This window comes from Bacillus sp. 7_6_55CFAA_CT2 (assembly GCF_000238655.1).
Classification (GTDB): domain Bacteria; phylum Bacillota; class Bacilli; order Bacillales; family Bacillaceae_G; genus Bacillus_A; species Bacillus_A cereus.
Genome location: NZ_JH414708.1, coordinates 969,288 through 993,516, shown reverse-complemented (window position 1 = coordinate 993,516; position 24,229 = coordinate 969,288). Strand labels below are relative to the sequence as shown.

The following is a 24,229-nucleotide window of genomic DNA, read 5'->3' as shown; positions in this document are numbered from 1 at the left end:
CGCTTCTTTGACTATCGACGTAAGCCAAGCTTTGTGATTAATTCACGGTAACGTGTGATATCGCTATTACGAAGGTAAGTTAGTAAGTTACGACGTTTACCAACCATCTTTAATAGACCACGACGTGAATGATGATCTTTCTTGTGAGTACGTAAGTGCTCGTTTAGAGTGTTAATTTGCTCCGTTAGGACAGCAATTTGAACCTCTGGAGAACCAGTATCAGTCTCATGAGTTCTAAATTGTGCAATGATTTCATTTTTACGCTCTTGTGTTAAAGCCATCCTATTTCACCTCCTATTAATTAAACCCCCAATTACCTAGCAAGCGTCGGTGAGTCGCAATGCCAAGCAATGGTTGTCATAAAGTACATAACATAGAATACTACTTTTCATTTGAAAAAGCAAGTATATTCTTTTCGCTCACAAAATATTCTTGGGCTGTTTTCTTATCTTTTGCGATTTGTTCAACTAACTCATCAATACCGTTGAATTTCTTTTCTGCTCTTATACGCATATGCCACTCTACTGTAACATTTTGATCGTATATATCTTTGTTAAATTCAAATAAATGCACTTCAATTGATAATTGACGCTCATCTTCTTTAAAAGTCGGTTTATATCCAATATTACATACACCATCGTACCATTCACCGTGAACTTTTAATCTCACTGCATAAACACCTACAGGTGGCAATAAATACTCATCACTTAAACCTACATTAGCTGTTGGAAAACCAATTTGACGTCCACGTTTGTCGCCGTGTATAACTGTTCCCGCTACAGTATAGGCTCTACCTAAAATAGATGGAATTTGCTCCATTTCGCCATTTCGAATTAACTTTCGTAATGCTGTAGAACTTACTTTCTCTTCTTGAAATTCAACTTTTTCAATCACAGTCTGTGTAAACTCCCCTCTTGCATGAAATGGTAAAGTCTCCATCTTTCCTTTTCCTAAACGTCCATATGAATAATCAAACCCTGCTACTACATGCTTTACATTTAAACCAATAATATAATCATCTACAAATTGTTGCGGTAATAACCCTGCAAATGATTCATCAAATTTAATTACATATAATATATCGATTCCTAAGCTTTCGACTATTTTTTCTTTATCGCGCATCGGTGTAATATACTCCACATGCGCATCCTTTTTTCCTAAAACAACAGATGGATGAGGATGAAATGTCATAACTGCACTTTTATATCCTCGGTCGTCCGCTATTTTTTTCGCAGTTCGAATTACACATTGATGTCCTAAATGAATGCCATCAAAAAATCCTAATGCCATTACAGTAGGTGGTAATTCTAATTTATTTTGTTCATGTGGATGAGTTAAATGAATAAGTTTCACGCTTGAATTCACCTTTTTCTGTAATAATCCTTCCAATAATTCATTATAGCTTTAGTTCTTGATTATTCACAAGTACTTTCATCGGCTTTAGCATACCAGGATGTTTCGGATGATGTTCATAAATTGCTAAGCAACGATCATTTTTATCAAACACTGTAATAAATGGTGCTGTTATTTCTAATTCATTTTTTAAGAACATACCATTCTTTATTTTCTCTGCTTGCTTTTCATCTACAACCATTTTTGGAAACTTACTTAATGCTTCATCAATTGAAATGAAGATAGACTCTACTGTTCCATTTTGCACGTTTTCTTCAATTTCTTCAAATGATATGCAATCTTCTAATAAAAATTCACCAGATGCCGTTCTTATAAGGTGCGACATATGTGATGGGAAACCAAGTTTTTCCCCGATCATTACAGCTAACGTTCTTACATATGTTCCTTTACTACACGTTACACGGAAACGGAATGAAATATTTTCTCCTTCAAAAACTTCACGATCATCAAGTAATATGAATTCATGAATTGTAATTGTACGAACTGGACGTTCCACCTCTTGCCCTGCTCTTGCATATTCGTATAATTTTTTCCCGTTTACTTTTACAGCCGAGAACATTGGTGGCATTTGTTCAATCGTGCCTGTTAATTCCGCAAGGACTTTCTCTACTTCCTTACGAGTAATAGTACGATCTACATTTTTCGTTTCAACAACCTCACCAGAAGCATCTTCAGTTGTCGTTGAAAACCCTAATGTTACTTCACCTTCATATGTTTTCGTTTCACTTGTTAAAAATTGTGCAATTTTCGTTGCTCTTCCAACGCAAATTGGTAATACTCCTGTTACATCAGGGTCTAATGTTCCCGTATGACCAATTCTCTTTTCTCGCAATATCTTTCTTAATTTAAATACACAATCATGTGATGTCATGCCTTTTGGCTTATGTAATAATACTACACCTTCCATATATGTTCACCTCATCATAATTCTCTCGTAGTAAATATCCAAAACTTATTTTGCATTGAAAAAATGGATAGACAAATGTCTATCCATTATTCTTCACGTTTACCGTCTTTATTAATTTCATGTAAAAGTGTATCAATTCGATGACCATATCCGATAGACTCATCAAACTCAAAGGTAATTTCTGGTGTTTTACGAAGACGAATACGTTGGCCAATTTCTGAACGAATAAAGCCTTTTGCCTTCGCTAAACCTTTTAAAGTATTTTCTTTCTGTTCTTCATCACCTAAAACAGAAATATATACTTTAGCAATTTGTAAATCACCACTCACTTGTACATCAGTTACTGTAACAAATCCAATACGTGGGTCTTTAATTTTACGACTGATAATGTCGCCTAATTCTTTTTTCATTTGCTCGCCCACACGGTTCGCACGTAATTTCATAACTCTTCACCTCATTCAATACCATTCCAAATGTGTTATTGTACGTTCAATTTCAGGAAATGAATCGATGTACTCAAGTACACGATTCATTTCTTTCTCACAGATAACACGATTTGAGGATACGGAAACAACTGCAATTTCTGTACGTTGCCATACATCTTGGTGCCCAACTTCAGAAACAGCTACATTATAGCGCTGTTTTACACGAGTTAACACACGTTGTAAAATTGCACGTTTCTCTTTTAAAGAATGCACATCGTAAATCATACACTCGAATGAGAGTGAAGCGATAATCATCGCTTCACTTCTTCCATAATGTACGCTTCAATGATGTCCCCTTCTTTAAGATCATTATATCTCTCAATTGTAATACCACACTCATAGTTTTGTGCAACTTCTTTTACATCGTCTTTGAAACGTTTTAACGTATCAAGTTGTCCTTCGAAAATTACTACGCCGTCACGGATAATACGTACGCCACTATCACGCGTAATTTTACCGTCTGTTACGTAACAACCTGCGATTGTTCCAACTTTTGTTACTTTAAACGTTTGACGAACTTCTGCTTGACCGATTACTTTTTCTTCGAATTCTGGATCAAGCATACCTTGCATAGCTGCTTCAATCTCTTCGATTACTTTATAAATAATACGGTGTAAACGAATATCAACGTTCTCTAATTCAGCTGTACGCTTCGCGTTCACATCTGGACGTACGTTAAATCCAATTACAATTGCATTAGATGCAGAAGCTAAAATGATATCAGATTCTGTAATCGCACCTACACCAGTGTGAATGATTTTAACTTTTACGCCTTCAACATCAATTTTACGAAGTGATGCTGCCATTGCTTCAACAGAACCTTGTACGTCTGCTTTTACGATTAAGTTAATTTCTTTTACATCGCCCTCTTGGATTTGTTGGAATAAATCTTCAAGGCTTAATTTAGATTTCTCACCACGTTGTGCAACTAACGCTTCTTGTGCACGTGATTCACCAATTTGACGAGCTTTCTTCTCATCAGCAAATGCCATGAAACGATCTCCAGCCTGTGGTACTTCGTTTAAACCAGTAATTTCAACAGGAGTTGATGGACCAGCAACTTTTACACGACGACCAATATCACTTACCATTGCACGAACACGTCCGAATGAAGTTCCAACAACGATTGGATCTCCAACTCGAAGCGTACCATTTTGAACAAGTAATGTCGCGATAGTTCCTTTACCTTTATCAAGCTGTGCTTCGATTACTGTACCAGTTGCATAGCGGTTTGGATTTGCTTTATATTCTTCTACTTCACTTACAAGAAGGATCATTTCTAGTAAGTTGTCAATGCCTTCGCCTTGAATTGCAGAAATTGGTACGAAAATAGTATCTCCGCCCCAAGCTTCTGGAACTAATTCATATTCAGTTAGTTCTTGCATTACGCGATCAGGGTTTGCAGCTGGTTTATCCATTTTATTCACAGCAACAATAATTGGTACTCCTGCTGCCTTCGCATGGTTAATTGCTTCAACCGTTTGTGGCATAACACCGTCATCCGCTGCAACAACAAGGATTGTAATATCCGTTACTTGTGCCCCACGAGCACGCATCGTTGTAAATGCTGCGTGACCAGGTGTATCTAAGAATGTAATCTTCTTATCGTTTACTTCAACTTGATATGCACCGATATGCTGAGTAATTCCACCCGCTTCGCCTGCAGTTACTTTTGAGTTACGAATAGAATCCAGTAATGTTGTTTTACCATGGTCAACGTGTCCCATGATTGTAACTACAGCTGGACGTTCTTTTAAGTTCTCTTCATCATCTTGCTCATCAATGAATGTTTCAAACTCAGTCTCGCTTACAATTACTTCTTCTTCTACTTCAATACCGTAGTCGTTAGCAATTAACTCAATTGTATCTTTATCCAAGTCTTGGTTAATTGTTGCCATAATTCCAAGCATGAAGAGCTTCTTAATAATTTCAGATGGCTCTTTGCTTAATTTTTTAGCAAGATCTCCTACTGTAAGGCTTCCAGAGAAAGTAATTTTATCTGGTGTTTCTACAATTTGAGTTTGTTGTCTACCAGCAAAGTTCTCTTGACGTTTGTCTTCGTTTCCTTTGCCTTTTTTCTTTTTCTTATTGCTGTTCTTTTTACTGCGAACAACTTTTTCTTCTACTTCAAACTCATCTGCAACAGAAGGTTTTTCAGTTTGATATTCATTATCTAATTTATTTACTACTTCATCGTCTAACATTGTCATATGATTCGAAACCTCGATATTCATTTCTTTTAGTTTTGTCATAAGATCTTTACTTGAGATATTATGTTTTTTTGCATATTCATGCACTCGAATTTTACTCATACCTTCACCCCCGGTAATTTGTATCGAGCATGCTACGCAGCTTTTTCGCAAAGCCTACATCTAACACAGCTACAACGACTCGCTCATCTCTCCCAATCGCATGCCCTAATTGTTGTCGATTTTCGACCTTTCTCATTGGTACGTTGTAGTACGTAGTTTTATCTGTGATGCGTTTTGTAGTATTTACTGACGCATCTTCAGATAGCAATACAAGTTTTGCTTTGCCACTTCGTACTTCTTTTAAAACGAGTTCTTCACCCGAAATAATTTTCCGAGCCCGGTTTGCTAGTCCTAAAAACGATTTCCAATCGGACACTTATTTCGACTCCTTCTCAACAAGCTCAAGAAGCTCTTCATATAAAGAACCGTCGATTTTCGCTTTTAGATGATGTTCCAAAACATTTTTCTTTTGAGCTTGAAGAATGCTCTCCTTGTCCTTCGACAAGTAAGCACCTCGTCCTGATTTTTTCCCTAGTTAAATCAATGGACACTTCTCCCTCTTTGGAACGAACAATGCGAACGAGCTCTCGTTTTGATTTCATTTCTTGCGTTGCAACACATTTTCGTAACGGAACTTTTCGATTGCTCATACTCATCACCTCTATTCGATTTCGTCTTCCACTGAATCGAATCCAAATGCGATTACGCTATCTTCTTCTGTTACAATACCAAGTTGTTTCGCATCAGACTCACTCTTAATATCAATTTTCCAGCCTGTTAATTTAGCTGCAAGACGTGCATTTTGTCCACGCTTACCGATAGCTAATGATAACTGGTGGTCTGGAACAACTACTGTTGTCGCTTTTTCTTCTTCATCTACAAGTACTTTAACAACTTGTGATGGGCTTAATGCATTTGCAACATATTCAACTGGATCATTTGACCAGCGGACGATGTCAATTTTTTCACCTTTTAATTCGTCTACAATGCGTTGTACACGTTGCCCTTTTGGTCCTACACAAGAACCAACTGGATCAACATCAGTGTTCTCTGCATATACAGAGATCTTAGAGCGATCGCCAGCTTCACGTGCTACAGAACGAATTTCTACAGTTCCATCATAGATTTCAGGAACTTCCATTTCGAATAAACGTTTTAAAAGACCAGGATGTGTACGTGATACGTAAATTTGTGGTCCTTTTGTCGTTTTTTCTACTTTCGTAATGAATACGCGAATACGATCATGTGGTTTGTATTGCTCATTAGGCATTTGCTCACTTACAGGTAATAAAGCTTCTACTTTTCCTAAGCTTACATAGATGAAACGAGCATCTTGACGTTGTACAATACCTACCATAATATCTTCTTCACGGTCACTAAACTCAGAGTAAATAACACCGCGCTCTGCTTCACGCACTCGTTGTGTGACAACTTGTTTTGCAGTTTGTGCTGCAATACGACCAAAGTCTTTTGGTGTTACTTCAATTTCTAGTACGTCACCATCTTGGTAGTTTGGATTAATTTGTCTTGCTTCCTCTACAGAAATTTCAAGACGTGGATCAAACACATTGTCTACTACGTCTTTACGTGCTAAAACTTGAATTGTTCCCACTTCTGGGTTAAAGCTCACACGAACGTTTTGTGCTTGATTAAAATTGCGCTTATAAGCAGAGATTAAAGCTGCTTCAATCGCATCAATAATAATGTCTTTGCTAATGCCTTTTTCAGATTCTAATACGAGCAAAGCATCTAATAACTCAGTGCTCATGAAGATCCCCCTTCTAACTAAAACGTAACAGCAAGTCGCGCATTTGCGACTTTATCCATCGAAATTTGGATTTCTTTTTTACGTGTTTTAATTGTTAATAATAATGTTATTGTTGTACCATCGTAAGAAAGTAGTTTTCCTTCAAACATCTTTTCACCATCAATCGGCTCATATGTTTTAATTGCCACTTGTTTTCCTACCGCTTGCTGGAAGTCTTTTTCTTTCTTTAATGGGCGTTCCGCTCCAGGAGATGATACATCCAAAAAGTAAAGATGAGGAATTGGATCCTCTTTATCTAAAGCTTCGCTTAAACGTTCACTTACCGCACCGCATTCTTCAATGTCGACTCCCTTTTCAGAATCGATGAATACGCGTAAGAACCAGTCTTGTCCTTCTTTCACATACTCTACATCTACAAGTTCAAGATTTAACTCTTCAACGATCGGCTGCGCAAATGCTTCTACAACTTCTGTGACTTTCTTATCCATAAACAGCCTCCTTCCTGCCGTCATGTACCATTTAAAAGAAGAAGACCCCGCCACTTTAAAAACGGTCTATCTTATTCTTTCTCGTTAGCTAACAAAAGCCCCTGCTGTTCAGCAGGGATTATCTGTCTTAGTATTACCAAATTTAAGAAGTAAAACTTGTAACAAAATATGTATATACGACAGAAATCTTTTACCTATCTACGTAGAGAAAACATAGATAGTAACACGAAAGAGTGGGTTTCCCCACTCTTTTCTTTACACAATATACATGACATGGTTATCTCGGTTAATAGTATATCATAGGAAATGTTGATTTGCAAAGACTTTTCCTACCTACTAGAACAGTGATAACTGGTTTTGATCCGGTAAATCTCCTAAACAACCTTGACTATCTAAATACTCAATAATTGTTTTCGAAACCTTACTACGCTGCTGCAAGTCCTCTTTTGATAAGAAGTCTCCATTTTTACGTGCTTCCACAATACTTAAAGCTGCGTTTGTACCAAGACCAGGTACCGCATTAAATGGAGGAATTAATGTGTCTCCATCAATAATAAATTCTGTTGCATGTGAGCGGTATAAATCCACCTTTTGGAATGAGTATCCACGCTCACACATTTCAAGTGTCATTTCTAGTACTGTTAATAAACTTTTCTCTTTCGGCGCAGCATCTAGTCCCTTTTGAGCAATTTCATCAATTCTTGCACGTATAGATGCTGAACCTTTCGCCATTGCCTCTACATCAAAATCATCTGCACGAACTGTAAAATATGCGGCATAGAATAACAGTGCAAAATGTACTTTAAAGTATGCGATACGTACAGCCATAAGTACGTAAGCAGCCGCATGGGCTTTAGGGAACATGTATTTAATCTTCTTACATGAATCAATATACCAACCTGGTACATTATTATTTTTCATGTCTTCTTCCCATTCTTCCGGTACACCTTTACCTTTACGAACCGACTCCATGATTTTGAAGGCTAATGATGGATCTAGACCTTGATAGATTAAATATACCATGATGTCATCACGACAACCGATAACTTCGCTCAGCGTACATGTACCGTTATAAATTAACTCGTTTGCATTACCAAGCCATACGTCAGTACCATGTGATAGTCCAGAAATTTGGACTAACTCTGAGAATGTCGTCGGTTTCGTCTCTTCTAACATCTGTCTTACGAATTTTGTACCAAACTCTGGTATACCAAGTGTACCTGTTTTACAGTTAATTTGCTCTTCCGTTACCCCTAACGATTCTGGACCAGAGAAAATTTTCATTACTTCTGGATCATCCGTTGGGATTGTTTTCGGATCAATACCACTTAAATCTTGTAACATACGAATAACGGTCGGATCATCGTGTCCTAGTATATCAAGTTTTAATAAATTATCATGAATCGAGTGGAAATCAAAATGCGTTGTTCTCCATTCAGCACCAATTGAATCAGCTGGGTACTGTATTGGTGAGAAATCAAAGATATCCATGTAATCTGGCACAACGATAATACCGCCTGGATGCTGTCCTGTTGTACGTTTTACACCGGTACACCCTGCTACTAAGCGATCAATCTCTGCATTTCGAATCGTTAAGTTATGATCATTTGCATAACCTTTTACATATCCGTAAGCAGTTTTTTCCGCAACTGTACCAATCGTTCCTGCACGATATACATAGTCTTCACCGAACAGTACTTTCGTATAGTTATGGGCACGTGGTTGGTATTCCCCGGAGAAGTTCAAATCGATATCGGGCACCTTATCTCCTTTAAATCCAAGGAACGTTTCGAAAGGAATGTCATGTCCATCTTTTACATATGGAATATTACAAGCAGGACATTCTTTATCTGGTAAGTCAAAACCAGAACCTACAGAACCATCATTAAAGAATTCTGATTGCTTACACTTCGGACATACATAGTGTGGTGGTAATGGGTTTACTTCTGTAATTTCCATCATCGTTGCAACAAATGATGACCCTACCGATCCACGCGAACCTACTAGATATCCGTCTACTAACGATTTTTTCACAAGCTTATGTGAAATTAAATAAATTACGGCGAATCCATGCCCAATAATACTTTTTAATTCTTTTTCTAAACGTGCTTCTACAATTTCCGGTAGCTCTTCACCATAAATGCTACGCGCCATTTTATAACTCATATCACGCGTTTCATCATCAGCACCTTCAATTTTCGGTGTGTATAGATCGTCTTTTACTGGATGCACATCACCAATTAATGACGCAATCTTTTGTGTATTTGTTACAACAACTTCTTTCGCTTTGTCTTCACCTAAGAATGAAAAACATTCTAACATCTCATCAGTTGTACGGAAATGTACTGGCGGTAATGAATGTCGATTTAACGGATTGGCTCCGCCCTGCGAACTGACTAAAATTTTACGATACATCGCATCCTCAGGGTCTAAATAATGCACGTTTCCTGTAGCAACAACTGGTTTATCTAACGTCTCACCTAGTTTTACTAAGTTAGAAATAATTGTTTTTAATTGACCTTCGTCTCGAACAAGCTCACGTTCTACTAAATGACGCAACACCTCTGGAGGCATTACTTCAATGTAATCATAGAACTGGGCAATTTCTTCTACCTCTTCAGGTGCCTTTTGCATCATCGCCTCGAACACTTCACCTTTATCACAAGCCGTTCCTACTAAAAGTCCTTCACGATATTTTTTTAATAGTGACCTCGGCACACGTGGTACACGGTAAAAGTAATTAAGGTGAGAATATGAAACAAGTTTATATAAATTTTTCAATCCAACATCCGATGTGGCAAGTAACGTCATATGACTTGGACGGCCACGCTTATACGCATCCCCTTGTCCCATGCTATCATTTAATTGATCGTGATATTCAAATCCCTTTTCAATTACGTCTTTCAACATTTTCACAAGTAAATATCCCGTCGCTTCTGTATCATAAATCGCACGGTGATGTTGTGTTAATTCAATATCAAGTTTTTTACACATCGTATTTAATCGATGATTTTTCATTTCTGGGAATAAGAATCGTGCAAGTTCTAACGTATCAATAACTGGATTATTCGTTTTTTCTAGTCCAGCCTTTTTAAAACCTACGTTAATAAAGCCCATATCAAAGCTCGCGTTATGGGCAACAAGTGTATGGTCGCCCATCCATTCCTCAAACTTTTTAAACACTTCGTCCACTTCAGGTGCATCAGTTAACATATCATCCGTAATACCTGTCAATTCAATAATCGTCGCTGATAATGGTTGATGTGGATTTGCGAAAGATTCAAAGCGATCAATAATTTCGCCACCCTTTACTTTTACGGCAGCCAACTCAATGACTGTATCGTATACAGCTGATAAACCTGTCGTCTCAACGTCGAAAACAACATACGTTTCCTCTGCAAGTAAACGATGCGCTTCATTATACGCTATCGGTACACCATCATTAACTAGATTTGCTTCTACACCATATATAACTTTAACTCCAGCCTTCTTCCCTGCAGAATACGCCTCTGGGAAAGACTGAGCCACGGCATGATCTGTAACCGCAATAGCCTCATGTCCCCATTTACCAGCTTGAGCAACAAGCTTAGAAACTGGAGTGACAGCGTCCATTTGACTCATCGGAGTATGGAGATGCAGCTCTACTCGTTTTTCGCCTTCTGGTGCTTTATCTTTACGAGACGGTCCTGTTATTTCATTAATATCATTTGCAATCATTACTAAATCTCGAACGAATGTATCGTTTTGAACAGAACCACGTGCTTTCACCCACATTCCTTTTTTCAAGGATTGCAGCATCGGAATATCTTCTTTGTCACGTGAGAACATTTTGATCATAATAGAATCCGTATAATCCGTTATTTTTAAAGTTAATAACGTACGCCCACTACGAAGCTCTTTTGTTTCTACATGGAAGACATATCCTTGAACCGTTTTTCTTCTTTCTTCATCTTGAATTTCTCGCATCGGTGTAATCTCTTCATCTGGCTTAATAAGATACCCGAGTGTAATCGGTCCTTCATACACAACGCTGCTTTCTTCAGCTTGCTTCTTCGCCATTTCTTCCATAGCTTGTATAACACGCTCACGGTCTTCTTGCTGCGTTTGTTCACGAAACTTTTGCATTTCTTCTGTATTTTGCTGTATATGTGTGTCTAACTGAAAACGCGGGAATCCAAAAACTTCGTATTGATCCCCTACTGGTTTCGCAACGTTTTTCTTTAAAGCCGTAGACTCCAGCTCGTTATTTACATTTATTAACAACTTAACTCCATTCACCTGTGGAAGCTGCTTCTTTAAGTATGCGAACATAGGTGAAAATGTAATTCGTTCCGTACAAAGCGGCCAATACGCCCTCACTTCTTCTTCTGTAAATTGTTTATTCTCTGTTTCTAATGCAAATGTTGTTCTTGCAATATGAGAAAATGATTGCTTAAGCTTTGTTTCTAGCAATTCATATAATTCTGTAGGCAAAATACGTGGCACTTGTAAATCAAAATGCCAACTTTTATTCGCTTTATCAATAACGAGCCTTTCAATACCACCGCCTTGTAAATATTGATTTATAAGGTCGTCTGGTATTTGCAACTGCTGGAGCAAAATTTGAAATCGCTCTTGTTGTTCATTTGTTAAAGACATAAGCACTCTCCTTCCATTTGCTATTATAAATTGAAACGTACCACAAAGAAAGATTTCTCACCTCTTCTTTTACAAAATACGTTTACAAAGAAAGAGAAGGTACCCCATTACGAGGTACCTCTTCTTATTTTAAAATATTTGCAATATATGTTTGAAGTTCTTCTACTTTTACTTCTTCAGACTCACCTGTAGCACGTACTTTCACTTCTACAATACCTTCGTCTGCTTTTTTACCAACTGTAACACGAACTGGAAGACCGAATAAATCTGCATCTGCAAATTTAACACCTGCACGTTCTGCACGATCGTCTAATAACACTTCATAGCCTTGTTCTTGTAATGAGTTGTAAATATTTTCACCCATTTCACGTTGTGCATCAGATTTCATATTTACTGGAATTACATGCACATGGAACGGTGCTACCGCTTTTGGCCAAACTAAGCCGTTCTCATCGTTAAATTGCTCTGCAATTGCTGCTACTGTACGAGATACACCGATACCGTAACAACCCATAATAAGTGGTTGTGTTTTTCCGTTTTCATCTAGGAATGTTGCGTTCATTGCTTCACTATAACGAGTTCCTAATTTGAATACATGACCAACTTCAATTCCGCGTGCGAAAAGAATTGTTCCGTTTCCATCTGGAGATTGGTCTCCTTCTTGAATGAAGCGTAAATCTGTATATTGACTTACTTTAAAGTCACGTTCTGGATTTACATTTACATAATGGAATCCTTCTTCATTCGCTCCTGAACATCCGTTAACAATTGATGCTACAGCATGATCAGCAATAATTTCGATATCACCTGTTACATTAATCGGTCCTAATGAACCCACTTCACAATTTAATAATGCTTTTACTTCTTCATGAGAAGCAAGCTCAACAACTGAAGCGCCGTATACATTTTTCACTTTCACATCGTTTACTTCGTGATCACCACGAACAAGTACAACTACTAATTTCTCATCTACTTTAAACACCATAGACTTAATGCACTTGTCAGCTGCAATGTTTAAGAATGCAGATACTTCTTCAATTGCTTTTTGGTCTGGTGTTGCTACTTTTTCAAGTGCTTTTTCTGCTTCGTCACTCTTCTTATACGTAGCTACAACAGGAGCCATTTCGATGTTTGCTGCATAATCAGATGTGTCAGAGTATGCAATTGTATCTTCACCAACATCAGATAATACCATAAATTCATGTGTATCTTTTCCGCCCATTGCTCCAGAATCGGCAATAACTGCACGGAAATTCAAACCACAGCGAGCAAAAATGTTAGAGTATGCTTTATATAAGCGATCGTATACTTCATCTAAGCTCTCTTGTGTAGCATGGAAAGAGTATGCATCTTTCATTAGAAACTCTCTTCCACGTAATAAGCCGAAACGAGGTCTTTGCTCATCACGGAATTTTGTTTGAATTTGGTATAATGTTAACGGTAATTTTTTATATGATTTCACTTCATCACGCACAAGATCCGTAATTACTTCCTCATGTGTCGCTCCTAATGCGAATTCACGAGCATTACGATCTTTCATACGCATTAATTCAGATCCGTAAGAATACCAACGACCTGATTCTTGCCATAATTCCGCAGCTTGCATAGCTGGCATTAATAATTCTACAGCTCCTGCGCGCTCCATTTCTTCTCGAACGATACGTTCTACTTTGTGTAATACTTTTAATCCAAATGGTAGAAAGCTATAAATACCAGAAGCATTTTGACGCATAAAACCTGCACGAAGTAATAGCTGATGACTCTTAATTTCAGCATCAGCTGGAACTTCACGTAATGTAGGACTGAATACCATACTTTGTTTCATTTATTTGCACCTCTTCATTTTACTCTTACACGCAGTAAAACCCCTCACCTCGAGTTAGGTGAGGGATTTTATTCTACGAGCTCTATTTCATTATAAGTTTCACTTTATTTTACAAGAAAAACTTACGAATGTCATTCCAAGTTACAACTAACATAAGTAACATTAATAATGCAAAACCAATAAAGTGAACCATTCCTTCTTTTTGGCGATCAATTGGTTTTCCTCGTAACGCTTCAATTAAGAAGAAGAATAAACGGCCACCATCTAAAGCAGGAACTGGTAATAAATTAAATAAACCAAGATTAATGCTTAGAACTGCAGCTAAACTTAGTACACGCGTAAACCCATAATCTACAACTTGATCTGTTAGATTATAAATTCCTACTGGACCTGATAACTCATTAATAGAAAATTGACCAGTTACTAATTTAACAAGAGATTCAAAAATTAGTTTCGTCCATTGGTACGTTTGTTCAAATCCTGATTTAATAGAACCCATTACTGTTTTCTCTACAGGAGAATAAACACCGATTCTACCAACTTCGTCTTTTCCTTCTTTATCAAGTGTTGGCGTTACTTTCACATTAAACTGTTCATTATCACGCTTTACTTGTAACGTAATTTCTTTATTTGGGTTTTCACGTACAATAGTAACAACATCTTTCCATGTACTTGTGTTTTTCCCATCAATAGCTTGAATTGTATCATTCTCTTTCAATCCAGCTTGCTGTGCTGCACTGTTATCCATCACTTTTCCGACCATTGGTTTGTCAATAGGGACCCCTTGTACAAATCCAAGAATCACAAAAATAACAAATGCTAAAATGAAGTTCATTGCAGGACCCGCAAAGATTGTTAAAGCGCGTTGCCCTAGTTTTTTCGAGCCAAATTGTCTATTATACGGGGCAATTTGAATTTCTTCCCCCGCAGTAATAATACGAGCCTTTTCATTCACTCGGAATGTTTGAAGCTCTTCCTCGTACTCTTCATAGCCCGAAATTGTTAAATTATGCTCCAAATCAGCTTGTTCGACTTCAATAACACGAACATTTGGATACTTTTCATATCCATCAAAAACTAATTTCACAACTTCGTCTTTTTCATTTAATACAAGGCCAACCTTTTTCCCAGGCTTTAACTCAACTGTGTCCGCATCCTCGCCAGCCATTCTTACATAGCCACCAAGGGGCAGTAATCGAATCGTATACACCGTTTCATTCTTTTCAAATGAGAATATTTTCGGACCAAAACCAATCGCAAACTCGCGGCATAAAATACCTGCTCTTTTTGCGAAATATAGATGCCCTAGCTCATGGAAAAATACGAGTGCACCGAAAATTAATATAAAGGCAATCGCTGTATTCAATTCCATAACCACCTTTGCTAAATTTGTTCCATCACAAACCGTCTTGTGGCCGCATCAATTTCCAAAATTTCCTCTAAGCTCGGTCGTGCAATGACATTGTGATGGTTCATTGCTTTTTCAATGAGGTCTTCCACTGTTAAGAAATTAATTCTCTTTTGTAAAAAGGCTTCAACAGCTACTTCATTCGCTGCGTTCATTACAGCTGGCATACTTCCACCTGCTTTTCCAGCTTCATACGCAAAACGTAAACAACGGAATCGTTCTTGGTCCATTTTCTCAAAATGCAACGTCCCTATTTCCCATAAGTTTAACTGTTTTGTGTCTGAAAGAGGCAATCTATCAGGATATGTAAGTGCGTATTGAATTGGTACTCGCATATCAGGTGAACCAAGCTGCGCCATTACACTACGATCTTCAAATTCAACCATAGAATGGATAATACTTTCTTTATGTAAAACAACATCGATTTGCTCATAAGGGATACCAAAAAGCCAATGTGCTTCAATTACTTCTAGTCCCTTATTCATCATTGTAGCAGAATCAATTGTAATTTTCGAACCCATTGACCAGTTTGGATGTCGAAGCGCATCTTCTACGGTCACACGATGCAATTCATCCCTCGTTTTATCGCGGAAACTTCCACCAGAAGCCGTTATAATAAGACGAGAAATTCTTTTTTCATTTTCACCATTCAAGCATTGAAAAATAGCCGAATGTTCACTATCAACTGGAAGTAACGAAACATTATGTTTTCGTGCTGCTTCCATTACAAGATGTCCTGCAGTTACTAACGTTTCTTTATTTGCAATTCCAATTGTTTTTTTCGCCTCAATTGCACGAAGTGTTGGTAACAACCCTACGCTACCTACAACAGCATTTACTACAATCTCCGCATCTGGATGTAATGCTACTTCTAAAAGTCCTTCACTACCATATACAATTTTTGTATTACCAGAAACAGATTGTAATTTTAAAACATCTTCCTCTCTTTGCACAGAGACGATTTGCGGAGAAAATTCTTGAATTACCTTTACTGCGTAGTCAATATTTTTCCCTACAGAAAAAGCAACGAGACGGAATTGGTCTGGGTGCGAGCGTAATACATCTAAAGTTTGTGTACCAATTGATCCGCTTGCACCTAATAAACTAATGTTTTTCATGACTCCAACCCCTCGTTCATTTATTAATTGTATTGTAATAAGAAATAAAGAATTGGTAAAACGAATAACCAACTATCTGTTCGGTCTAATATACCACCATGCCCAGGTAAAATTGTACCTGAATCCTTTACGCCATAATGACGTTTAAAAGCAGATTGTACTAAATCACCAATTTGTCCAAAAATAGAAATGATAATTGTCAGCACAATTAAAATTACTACATTCGATTCGACTGGGAAGAACACGTTGTAAACAAGTGCCACAATAATTCCACAAACGATTCCCCCTAATGAACCTTCAATCGTTTTATTTGGACTGATTTCTGGCCACAATTTTCTCTTGCCCAATGCTTTTCCTACAAAATATGCGCCTGAATCAGTAGCCCATATAACAAATAATGCGCAAAATACATATTTAATTCCTAATATTCTCGTTTCATTTAAATATAAGAATCCCATTGCCACATATGTCGTTGCCATCAGTAAAAATGAAGCATTATCAAAAGTAAATGTATTCTTAGAAAGGACTGTATATGATAAAAGTAATAAAACAATCACAAATGTGATTTCCAATTTACCTAATCCAATCCATGTAAACAGTTCTGATGCACTACTTGGAATTAAAAGAATCCACAATAATACTGCAGCTAAAACTGTTGGTATGGAAATAAGCGTAAGCTTATTCATACGAATTAATTCATATAAACCTATAGAAGCAAGTGCATACACTAAAACCGTAAAAGGCACGCCACCGTATATTACGATGGGAATGAATAGCGCGGCAGCAACCACTCCAGTAATAATTCTCTGTTTCACTACCAAACCCTCTCTTTCTACACGCCTCCGAATCTGCGCCCTCTATGTTGAAAGTCAGTAATCGCATTTAGCAAATGTTCTTCTTTGAAGTCTGGCCAATACACGTCTGTAAACCAAAACTCCGAATATGCAATTTGCCATAACATGAAATTACTAATACGTAGCTCTCCGCTTGTTCGGATTAACAACTCTGGATCAGGTAAAGAACTCGTCATTAAGTAGGAGGAAAGCATTTCTTCACTTACCTCTTCAGAACGAATTTTTCCTTCCTCATTATCTTTCATCATATGTTGCACAGCAGAAACGATTTCATCTCGACTTCCATAGTTTAACGCGAAATTAAGAATTAATCCCGTATTCTCTTTCGTATCTTCCATGGCTTTCTCCATCGCTCTGCGTGTATGCGTAGGAAGACGATCTTTTTGCCCTATTACTCGGACTTGTACGTTTTCTTCAATCAATTCTGGTAAAAATGTACCTAGAAATTCTTCTGGAAGCTTCATTAAATAATCAACTTCCTTTTTCGGTCTTTTCCAGTTCTCAGTTGAAAAAGCATAAAGAGTTAACACTTTCACATTAAGTTTACTTGCAAATTTTGTAATTTTCTTTACAACTTGCATACCTTCATGATGTCCCGCAATACGAGGCATTGCTCTCCTCTTTGCCCATCTTCCATTCCCATCCATAATGATGGCAATATGTTCTGGGATATATCCTTTTTTCACTTCTTCAACGAGATGATCAAACGATGTGTCCTTTTTACCTTTAAAAAAGGAAAGTTTTTAAACATCATTCATACCCTCCAGCAAGCAGACGTATGCCTAAAAGTGTAAAAAGACCCCCTTAAGAAGAGGGTCATAATTGCGAAGTTATCGCTATTACACTTCCATGATTTCTTTTTCTTTGTTTTTTGCGATTTCGTCAACTTTTGCAATATATTTATCTGTTTCTTTTTGGATATCTTCAGTATATCCTCTTAAATCATCTTCTGTAATCTCGCCAGCTTTTTCAAGCTTCTTAAGATCATCATTTCCGTCACGACGTACGTTACGAACAGCAACTTTAGCTTCTTCAGCATATTTTTTCACAACTTTTACAAGATCACGACGACGTTCTTCTGTTAATGCAGGGAATGCAATACGAATTACAGTTCCATCATTAGAAGGATTTAAGCCTAAATCTGCTTTTAAAATTGCTTTTTCAATATCACCGATAGAAGTTTTATCATAAGGTTGAATTACTAGTAAACGCGCTTCTGGAACTGTAATGTTCGCTAATTGCACAACTGGTGTTGGTGCACCATAGTAATCAACTTGTACCTTATCTAATACAGACGCGTTTGCACGGCCAGCACGAACTGTTGCTAATTCACGAGAATAAGCAGCAACTGCTTTTTCCATTTTTTCATTTGAAGACTTCAATACTTGTTGTCCCATATTTATTTCCCCCTTACCACTGTTCCGATATTTTCGCCTAAAACGGCACGTTTAATATTACCTTTTTCCATAACTGAGAATACAATTAATGGAATATCATTATCCATACATAGAGAAGAAGCTGTAGAATCCATTACACCTAAACCTTCTTTTAATACGTCTAAGTAAGTAAGCGTTTCATATTTCGTAGCTGTTGGATCAATAGATGGATCCGCATTATATACACCATCTACATTGTTTTTCGCCATTAAAATTACATCTGCTTCAATTTCTGCCGCACGTAATGCTGCTGTTGTATCTGTAGAGAAGTATGGGTTACCTGTACCTGCTGCAAAGATAACAACACGTTTTTTCTCTAAGTGACGAACTGCTTTACGACGAATGTAAGGTTCTGCAACTTGACGCATCTCAATTGAAGTTTGTACACGAGTTTGAATTCCGATATTCTCCAAGCTATCTTGAAGAGCTAATGAATTCATAACTGTCGCTAACATGCCCATGTAATCTGCCCCTGCACGATCCATGCCCATTTCACTTCCAATTTTCCCACGCCAAATGTTACCGCCACCAACAACAACAGCAACCTCTACATCAAGTTCTGCAATTTCTTTTACTTGTTCCGCAACTGACTTAATAACAGTTGGGTTAATTCCAAATCCTTGCTCTCCAGCTAAAGCTTCTCCACTTAGCTTTAAAACGACACGATTATATTTCGGTTTACTCATAATGAACCTCCAATTGCTTACATCTTTATTTTAAAAAAGGGAACACAATGTGTTCCCTAATCTGTATTAGTTGCTACCTTTTACTTGGTTCATTACTTCTTCAGCAAAGTTGTCTTCGCGTTTTTCGATACCTTCACCAACAGCGTAGCGAACGAATCCTTTTAATGTTCCGCCTTTAGACTCAACGAACTGACGAACTTTCATATCAGGGTTTTTAACGAATGCTTGGTCAAGTAAGCAAATCTCTTCGAAGAATTTGCCTAAACGGCCTTCAACCATTTTTGCAACGATTTTCTCAGGCTTGCCTTCGTTTAATGCTTGTTGTGTTAATACTTGACGCTCATGCTCAACTTCTTCAGCTGTTACAGCATCGCGGTCGATGTATTTAGGGTTAACTGCAGCGATGTGCATTGCAACATCTTTAGCAGCAGCTTCATCAGTAGAACCTTCAAGAACTGTTAATACACCAATGCGTCCACCCATGTGTAGGTAAGCGCCGAATGCATCTGCATCAGTTTTTGATACGATTTCGAAACGACGAAGTGTAAGTTTTTCACCAATTTTAGCGATTGCTTCGTTGATGTGCTCTTCAACTTTTTTACCGTTTTCCATTGTTTGAGCCATAGCTTCTTCAACGTTAGCTGGTTTGTTAGTTAATAAGTGAGCAGCTAATTCTTTAATTAGTGTTTGGAAACCTTCGTTTTTCGCAACGAAATCAGTTTCAGAGTTTAATTCTAAGATTAAAGCGTCGTTACCGTTTGTTTCGATGAAAGTTAAACCTTCAGCAGCAATGCGGTCAGCTTTTTTAGCAGCTTTCGCAATACCTTTTTCACGTAAGAAGTCAATTGCCTTCTCCATGTCGCCGTTAGTTTCTGTTAAAGCTTTTTTGCAGTCCATCATACCTGCGCCAGTTTTTTCACGTAATTCTTTTACCATTTGAGCAGTGATTGCCATACTTTTCATCCTCCTAAAATATGTATTTATACCTTTTATAAAGGTGTTTATACCTTAAAAAAGGTGATAAAAGGCCGAACCCCTTATCACCTTTCCAACTTTGTTACGCAGTAACAGTTTCTTCACCTTGTTTTGCTTCAAGGATCGCGTCTGCCATTTTAGATGTAAGAAGTTTTACAGCACGAATTGCATCATCGTTTGCTGGGATAACGTGATCGATTTCGTCTGGATCACAGTTTGTATCAACGATACCGATGATTGGAATGTGTAATTTGCGTGCTTCAGCAACTGCAATACGCTCTTTACGAGGGTCTACTACGAATAATGCACTTGGAAGACCTTTCATATCTTTAATACCGCCTAAGAATTTCTCAAGACGCTCTAACTCTTTTTTAAGTTGAACAACTTCTTTCTTAGGAAGTACTTCAAAAGTACCATCTTCTTGCATTCTTTCGATGTCTTTAAGACGCTTGATACGCTTTTGGATTGTTTGGAAGTTTGTTAAAGTTCCGCCTAACCAACGTTGGTTAACGAAGTACATACCAGCACGAGTTGCTTCTTCTTTAATAGCTTCTTGTGCTTGTTTTTTAGTACCTACGAATAAGATGTCTCCGCCTTCAGCAGCGATGTCGCGCATCGTTCTGTAAGCTTCCTCAACTTTTTTCACAGTTTTTTGTAAGTCGATGATGTAGATACCGTTACGCTCTGTGAAAATGTAACGCTTCATTTTTGGGTTCCAACGACGAGTTTGATGTCCGAAATGAACACCAGCTTCAAGCAATTGCTTCATAGAAATTACTGACATAATATAGTTCCTCCTAAATGGTTTTTGATATCCTCCGTTTACTTCATCTCTAAGCGAAACTACAAACGTAGCACCAACACTTAAATCAGTAAACGTGTGTACTTTGTACTGACACCACTGCTTACTATATCATACTGAAATATTACAATCAAGTCGAAAATGCGAACAATGTAAAACTTTCTTTGTGCATACTCGAATTCTAGTATTACCAACCTTCATTTCTTTTAAGCAAAAAAATAAATACAATTAATAGTTTTCTCAGAAAACACGCTTATGACACTTTTCACAAGCACCATCTATCCATTGTACATAAAAAACTCTCCTCGATTGAGGAGAGTTTTTTACAAATTAGTTTGTTTTTAATTTAGCAAGTTCCTGTAGAAACTTGTCGTTTAGCACTTTAATGTATGTTCCTTTCATACCTAAAGAACGAGACTCAATAACACCAGCACTTTCTAATTTACGTAGTGCATTTACGATTACAGAACGAGTAATTCCTACGCGATCAGCAATTTTACTTGCAACAAGTAAACCTTCTGTTCCATTTAATTCTTCGAAGATGTGCTCAATCGCTTCTAACTCACTGTAAGATAATGAGCTGATCGCCATTTGAACAACAGCTTTACTACGTGCTTCCTCTTCGATTTCTTCTGCTTTTTCACGTAAGATTTCCATACCTACAACAGTTGAGCTGTACTCAGCAAGGATTAAATCATCATCTAAGAACTCTTGACCAAGACGAGCTAATACTAATGTACCTAGACGCTCACCGCCACCAACGATTGGTACGATTGTAGTTAAACCTTGACCAAATAATTCTCTGTTTTCTACTGGGAATGCTGTGTAAGCACTGTTCACATCTAAGTTTGAAGATGTTTCTGTAATGTTGAATAAGCTTTGTGTATATTCTTCTGGGAATTGACGTTCTGCAAGCATTTGCTTCATGCGTTCGTTTTCGATTTGTTGGTGAATTGCATAACCTAGTAATTTACCACGACGGCTAACTACGAATACGTTTGCTTCGATTACTTCACACATTGTGTCAGACATTTCTCTAAAGTTTACAGGCTTCCCTGCTGCGCTCTGTAATAACGCATTTAATTTTCTCGTTTTTGCTAATAATTCCATTTCAAAAGTTCCTCCTACATGTTACTCACATATTTTTTCATCACTTGGAAACTAGGGCGAGTCACCTGATGACACTATTACAAAATAAACTGGCTCACATCTTTATTTTTAGCAATTGTTGCTAATTTCTCCTCAACGTATTGAGGTGTTATCGTTATTTTCTCTAACGTAATTTCAGATGCTTCAAACGATAAATCTTCAAGGAGCTTCTCCATAATCGTATGAAGTCTTCTTGCTCCAATATTATCTGTATCCTGATTAACTTGATAAGCAATCTCAGCAATCTTACGAATAGCTTCGTCTGAAAATTCAATTTCTATACCTTCAGTCGCTAATAATGCCATATATTGTTTAATTAACGCATTGTCAGGCTCGATTAGTATTTTAACAAAATCGTCTGTCGATAATTTTGTTAATTCTACTCGAATCGGAAATCTCCCTTGCAATTCCGGAATTAAATCCGACGGTTTAGACATATGGAACGCTCCAGCTGCAACGAATAAAATATAATCCGTTTTTACTGATCCGTATTTTGTCGCAACATTCGACCCTTCTACAATCGGCAAAATGTCACGTTGCACACCTTCACGTGATACATCTACGCTATTCGACTGCTTACCAGCAATTTTGTCAATTTCATCGATAAAAATAATCCCGAGCTGTTCAGCACGATAAACAGCCTCTTGTGTAACTTCATCCATATCAATTAAGCGCTGTGCCTCTTCATTTGTCAAGAGTTTTCTTGCTTCTTTTACAGAAAGTTTACGTTTTTTCGTTTTTTTCGGCATAAAACTTCCTAGCGCATCTTGGAAATTCATCCCCATTTGCTCCATGCCAGTTCCTTGTAACATATCAAACATGGAAGACTGTTGTTCAGTCACTTCAATCGATACAATTTCGTCTTCAAGAAGCCCTGCAGCAAGCTTTCTCTCCACATCTTGACGCTTCTTTTCGATTTCAACATCTTCTTGTGTATCAGACGTTTGATTCGAATTTTGAGTGCCTCCAAAAAGCATCTCTAATGGATTTTTGAATCCAGATTGTTTCTCTGGACTCGGCACTAAAATTTCAACAAGACGTTGATTCGCTTGCTCTTCGGCTTTATCTTGAACTTTCACTACCATTTCTTCTTTTACGATACGAACCGATGTTTCCACCAGGTCACGTACCATCGACTCTACATCTCTACCCACATATCCAACTTCTGTGAATTTTGTAGCCTCAACCTTAATAAAAGGTGCTCCAACGAGTTTCGCCATTCGTCGTGCTACCTCTGTTTTCCCAACACCTGTCGGTCCAATCATTAAGATATTTTTAGGTGCAATTTCGTCACGTAAATTTTCAGCTAATTTACTGCGACGATATCGATTTCTCAACGCTACAGCAACCGCTTTCTTTGCGTCTTTTTGACCGATGATGTATTGATCTAATTTTTCCACAATTTGGCGCGGAGTAAAATGTAAATGCATATAAAATGCCTCCCTTACGATTCTACAATTCTTCAACAATTATGTTGTGATTCGTATAAACACAAATATCGCCAGCAATCTCTAAACTCGCTTTCGCAATTTGCTTCGCTGTTAAGTGTTCACTTGCATATTGCTTTAAAGCACGACCTGCAGAAAGTGCATAATTTCCACCAGATCCAATTGCTAAAATACCATCATCCGGTTCAATCACTTCTCCTGTACCTGAAACAAGGAGCATAGTTGTTTTATCCATGACAATGAGCATTGCTTCTAGCTGACGTAACATTTTATCGCCACGCCATTGTTTGGCCATTTCAACAGCAGCACGCTGCAAGTTGCCATTATACTCTTCTAATTTCCCTTCAAACATTTCAAAAAGAGTAAATGCGTCAGCAACTGATCCTGCGAAACCAGCTAAAACTTTACCTTGGAAAAGTTTACGAACTTTACGAGCTGTATGTTTCATTACAACAGCATTTCCCATTGTCACTTGGCCATCTCCAGCCATTGCACATTCTCCATTATGATGAACTGCAAATATCGTTGTAGCGTGGAAATTTCCCATAGAAAAAACTCCTTTATTTGTTTTTATAGC

22 protein-coding genes and 1 pseudogene are annotated in these 24,229 nt (G+C 37.6%); all 23 read right to left on the bottom strand.

The features are described from left to right. Positions 1-11: 11 nt before the first annotated feature. The gene (rpsO, locus tag HMPREF1014_RS05430) at positions 12-281 is read right to left on the bottom strand and encodes a 30S ribosomal protein S15 (protein ID WP_001229392.1); all 270 of its coding nucleotides are present in this window, start codon (positions 279-281) and stop codon (positions 12-14) included. Positions 282-381: 100 nt separating this feature from the next. Then, positions 382-1,353, bottom strand: a complete 972-nt coding sequence (gene ribF, locus HMPREF1014_RS05425; RefSeq protein WP_000766704.1) for a bifunctional riboflavin kinase/FAD synthetase — start codon at positions 1,351-1,353, stop codon at positions 382-384. A 43-nt stretch (positions 1,354-1,396) separates the two neighbouring features. Beyond that, positions 1,397-2,320, bottom strand: coding sequence for a tRNA pseudouridine(55) synthase TruB (gene truB, locus HMPREF1014_RS05420; RefSeq protein WP_000399348.1), 924 nt, complete (start codon positions 2,318-2,320; stop codon positions 1,397-1,399). A gap of 86 nt (positions 2,321-2,406) precedes the next feature. Beyond that, positions 2,407-2,763: a 30S ribosome-binding factor RbfA gene (gene rbfA / locus HMPREF1014_RS05415; protein ID WP_000776437.1), complete on the bottom strand. Its 357-nt coding sequence runs from the start codon at positions 2,761-2,763 to the stop codon at positions 2,407-2,409. Between the two features lie 15 nt (positions 2,764-2,778). Next, complete coding sequence (locus tag HMPREF1014_RS05410) at positions 2,779-3,060, bottom strand: DUF503 domain-containing protein (protein ID WP_000582367.1); 282 nt, start codon at positions 3,058-3,060, stop codon at positions 2,779-2,781. Then, positions 3,057-5,117 carry a translation initiation factor IF-2 gene (gene infB, locus HMPREF1014_RS05405; protein WP_000036343.1) on the bottom strand — a complete coding sequence of 687 codons (2,061 nt, stop codon included), beginning with the start codon at positions 5,115-5,117 and terminating at the stop codon, positions 3,057-3,059. Before infB ends, HMPREF1014_RS05410 begins: the two co-directional genes overlap by 4 nt. A gap of 4 nt (positions 5,118-5,121) precedes the next feature. Beyond that, a complete protein-coding gene (locus HMPREF1014_RS05400) occupies positions 5,122-5,433 on the bottom strand; it encodes a YlxQ family RNA-binding protein (RefSeq protein WP_001286524.1) in 312 nt (103 codons plus the stop codon). Next, positions 5,434-5,707: pseudogene (gene rnpM / locus HMPREF1014_RS05395) on the bottom strand (RNase P modulator RnpM). A gap of 11 nt (positions 5,708-5,718) precedes the next feature. Next, a complete protein-coding gene (gene nusA, locus HMPREF1014_RS05390; RefSeq protein WP_000102604.1) occupies positions 5,719-6,825 on the bottom strand; it encodes a transcription termination factor NusA in 1,107 nt (368 codons plus the stop codon). A gap of 17 nt (positions 6,826-6,842) precedes the next feature. After that, a complete protein-coding gene (rimP, locus tag HMPREF1014_RS05385) occupies positions 6,843-7,313 on the bottom strand; it encodes a ribosome maturation factor RimP (RefSeq protein ID WP_000359096.1) in 471 nt (156 codons plus the stop codon). Between the two features lie 336 nt (positions 7,314-7,649). Continuing rightward, the gene (locus HMPREF1014_RS05380) at positions 7,650-11,951 is read right to left on the bottom strand and encodes a PolC-type DNA polymerase III (RefSeq protein ID WP_000060006.1); all 4,302 of its coding nucleotides are present in this window, start codon (positions 11,949-11,951) and stop codon (positions 7,650-7,652) included. 124 nt (positions 11,952-12,075) lie between these two features. Then, positions 12,076-13,776, bottom strand: coding sequence for a proline--tRNA ligase (locus tag HMPREF1014_RS05375; protein WP_000814297.1), 1,701 nt, complete (start codon positions 13,774-13,776; stop codon positions 12,076-12,078). Positions 13,777-13,885: 109 nt separating this feature from the next. Continuing rightward, positions 13,886-15,142: an RIP metalloprotease RseP gene (gene rseP / locus HMPREF1014_RS05370; protein WP_001090243.1), complete on the bottom strand. Its 1,257-nt coding sequence runs from the start codon at positions 15,140-15,142 to the stop codon at positions 13,886-13,888. Positions 15,143-15,159: 17 nt separating this feature from the next. Beyond that, positions 15,160-16,302, bottom strand: a complete 1,143-nt coding sequence (gene dxr, locus HMPREF1014_RS05365) for a 1-deoxy-D-xylulose-5-phosphate reductoisomerase (RefSeq protein ID WP_000790376.1) — start codon at positions 16,300-16,302, stop codon at positions 15,160-15,162. Between the two features lie 23 nt (positions 16,303-16,325). Beyond that, positions 16,326-17,117 carry a phosphatidate cytidylyltransferase gene (cdsA, locus tag HMPREF1014_RS05360; protein ID WP_000813580.1) on the bottom strand — a complete coding sequence of 264 codons (792 nt, stop codon included), beginning with the start codon at positions 17,115-17,117 and terminating at the stop codon, positions 16,326-16,328. A gap of 17 nt (positions 17,118-17,134) precedes the next feature. Beyond that, entirely contained in the window at positions 17,135-17,842 is a 708-nt protein-coding gene (gene uppS / locus HMPREF1014_RS05355; RefSeq protein WP_043306252.1) for an undecaprenyl pyrophosphate synthase, read from the bottom strand. A 153-nt stretch (positions 17,843-17,995) separates the two neighbouring features. Continuing rightward, positions 17,996-18,553: a ribosome recycling factor gene (gene frr / locus HMPREF1014_RS05350; RefSeq protein ID WP_000531501.1), complete on the bottom strand. Its 558-nt coding sequence runs from the start codon at positions 18,551-18,553 to the stop codon at positions 17,996-17,998. A 2-nt stretch (positions 18,554-18,555) separates the two neighbouring features. Then, on the bottom strand, positions 18,556-19,278 hold the full coding sequence (gene pyrH / locus HMPREF1014_RS05345; RefSeq protein WP_000042668.1) for a UMP kinase: 723 nt from the start codon (positions 19,276-19,278) through the stop codon (positions 18,556-18,558). A 66-nt stretch (positions 19,279-19,344) separates the two neighbouring features. Beyond that, positions 19,345-20,232 carry a translation elongation factor Ts gene (gene tsf / locus HMPREF1014_RS05340; RefSeq protein WP_001018578.1) on the bottom strand — a complete coding sequence of 296 codons (888 nt, stop codon included), beginning with the start codon at positions 20,230-20,232 and terminating at the stop codon, positions 19,345-19,347. Positions 20,233-20,335: 103 nt separating this feature from the next. Then, positions 20,336-21,037 (bottom strand): 30S ribosomal protein S2, encoded by a 702-nt coding sequence (rpsB, locus tag HMPREF1014_RS05335; protein WP_000111485.1) that lies wholly within the window; start codon positions 21,035-21,037, stop codon positions 20,336-20,338. 348 nt (positions 21,038-21,385) lie between these two features. Beyond that, the gene (gene codY / locus HMPREF1014_RS05330; RefSeq protein ID WP_000421290.1) at positions 21,386-22,165 is read right to left on the bottom strand and encodes a GTP-sensing pleiotropic transcriptional regulator CodY; all 780 of its coding nucleotides are present in this window, start codon (positions 22,163-22,165) and stop codon (positions 21,386-21,388) included. 77 nt (positions 22,166-22,242) lie between these two features. Then, complete coding sequence (gene hslU, locus HMPREF1014_RS05325) at positions 22,243-23,634, bottom strand: ATP-dependent protease ATPase subunit HslU (protein ID WP_000550087.1); 1,392 nt, start codon at positions 23,632-23,634, stop codon at positions 22,243-22,245. Between the two features lie 22 nt (positions 23,635-23,656). Then, positions 23,657-24,199: an ATP-dependent protease proteolytic subunit HslV gene (hslV, locus tag HMPREF1014_RS05320; protein ID WP_000526272.1), complete on the bottom strand. Its 543-nt coding sequence runs from the start codon at positions 24,197-24,199 to the stop codon at positions 23,657-23,659. Positions 24,200-24,229 lie beyond the last annotated feature (30 nt).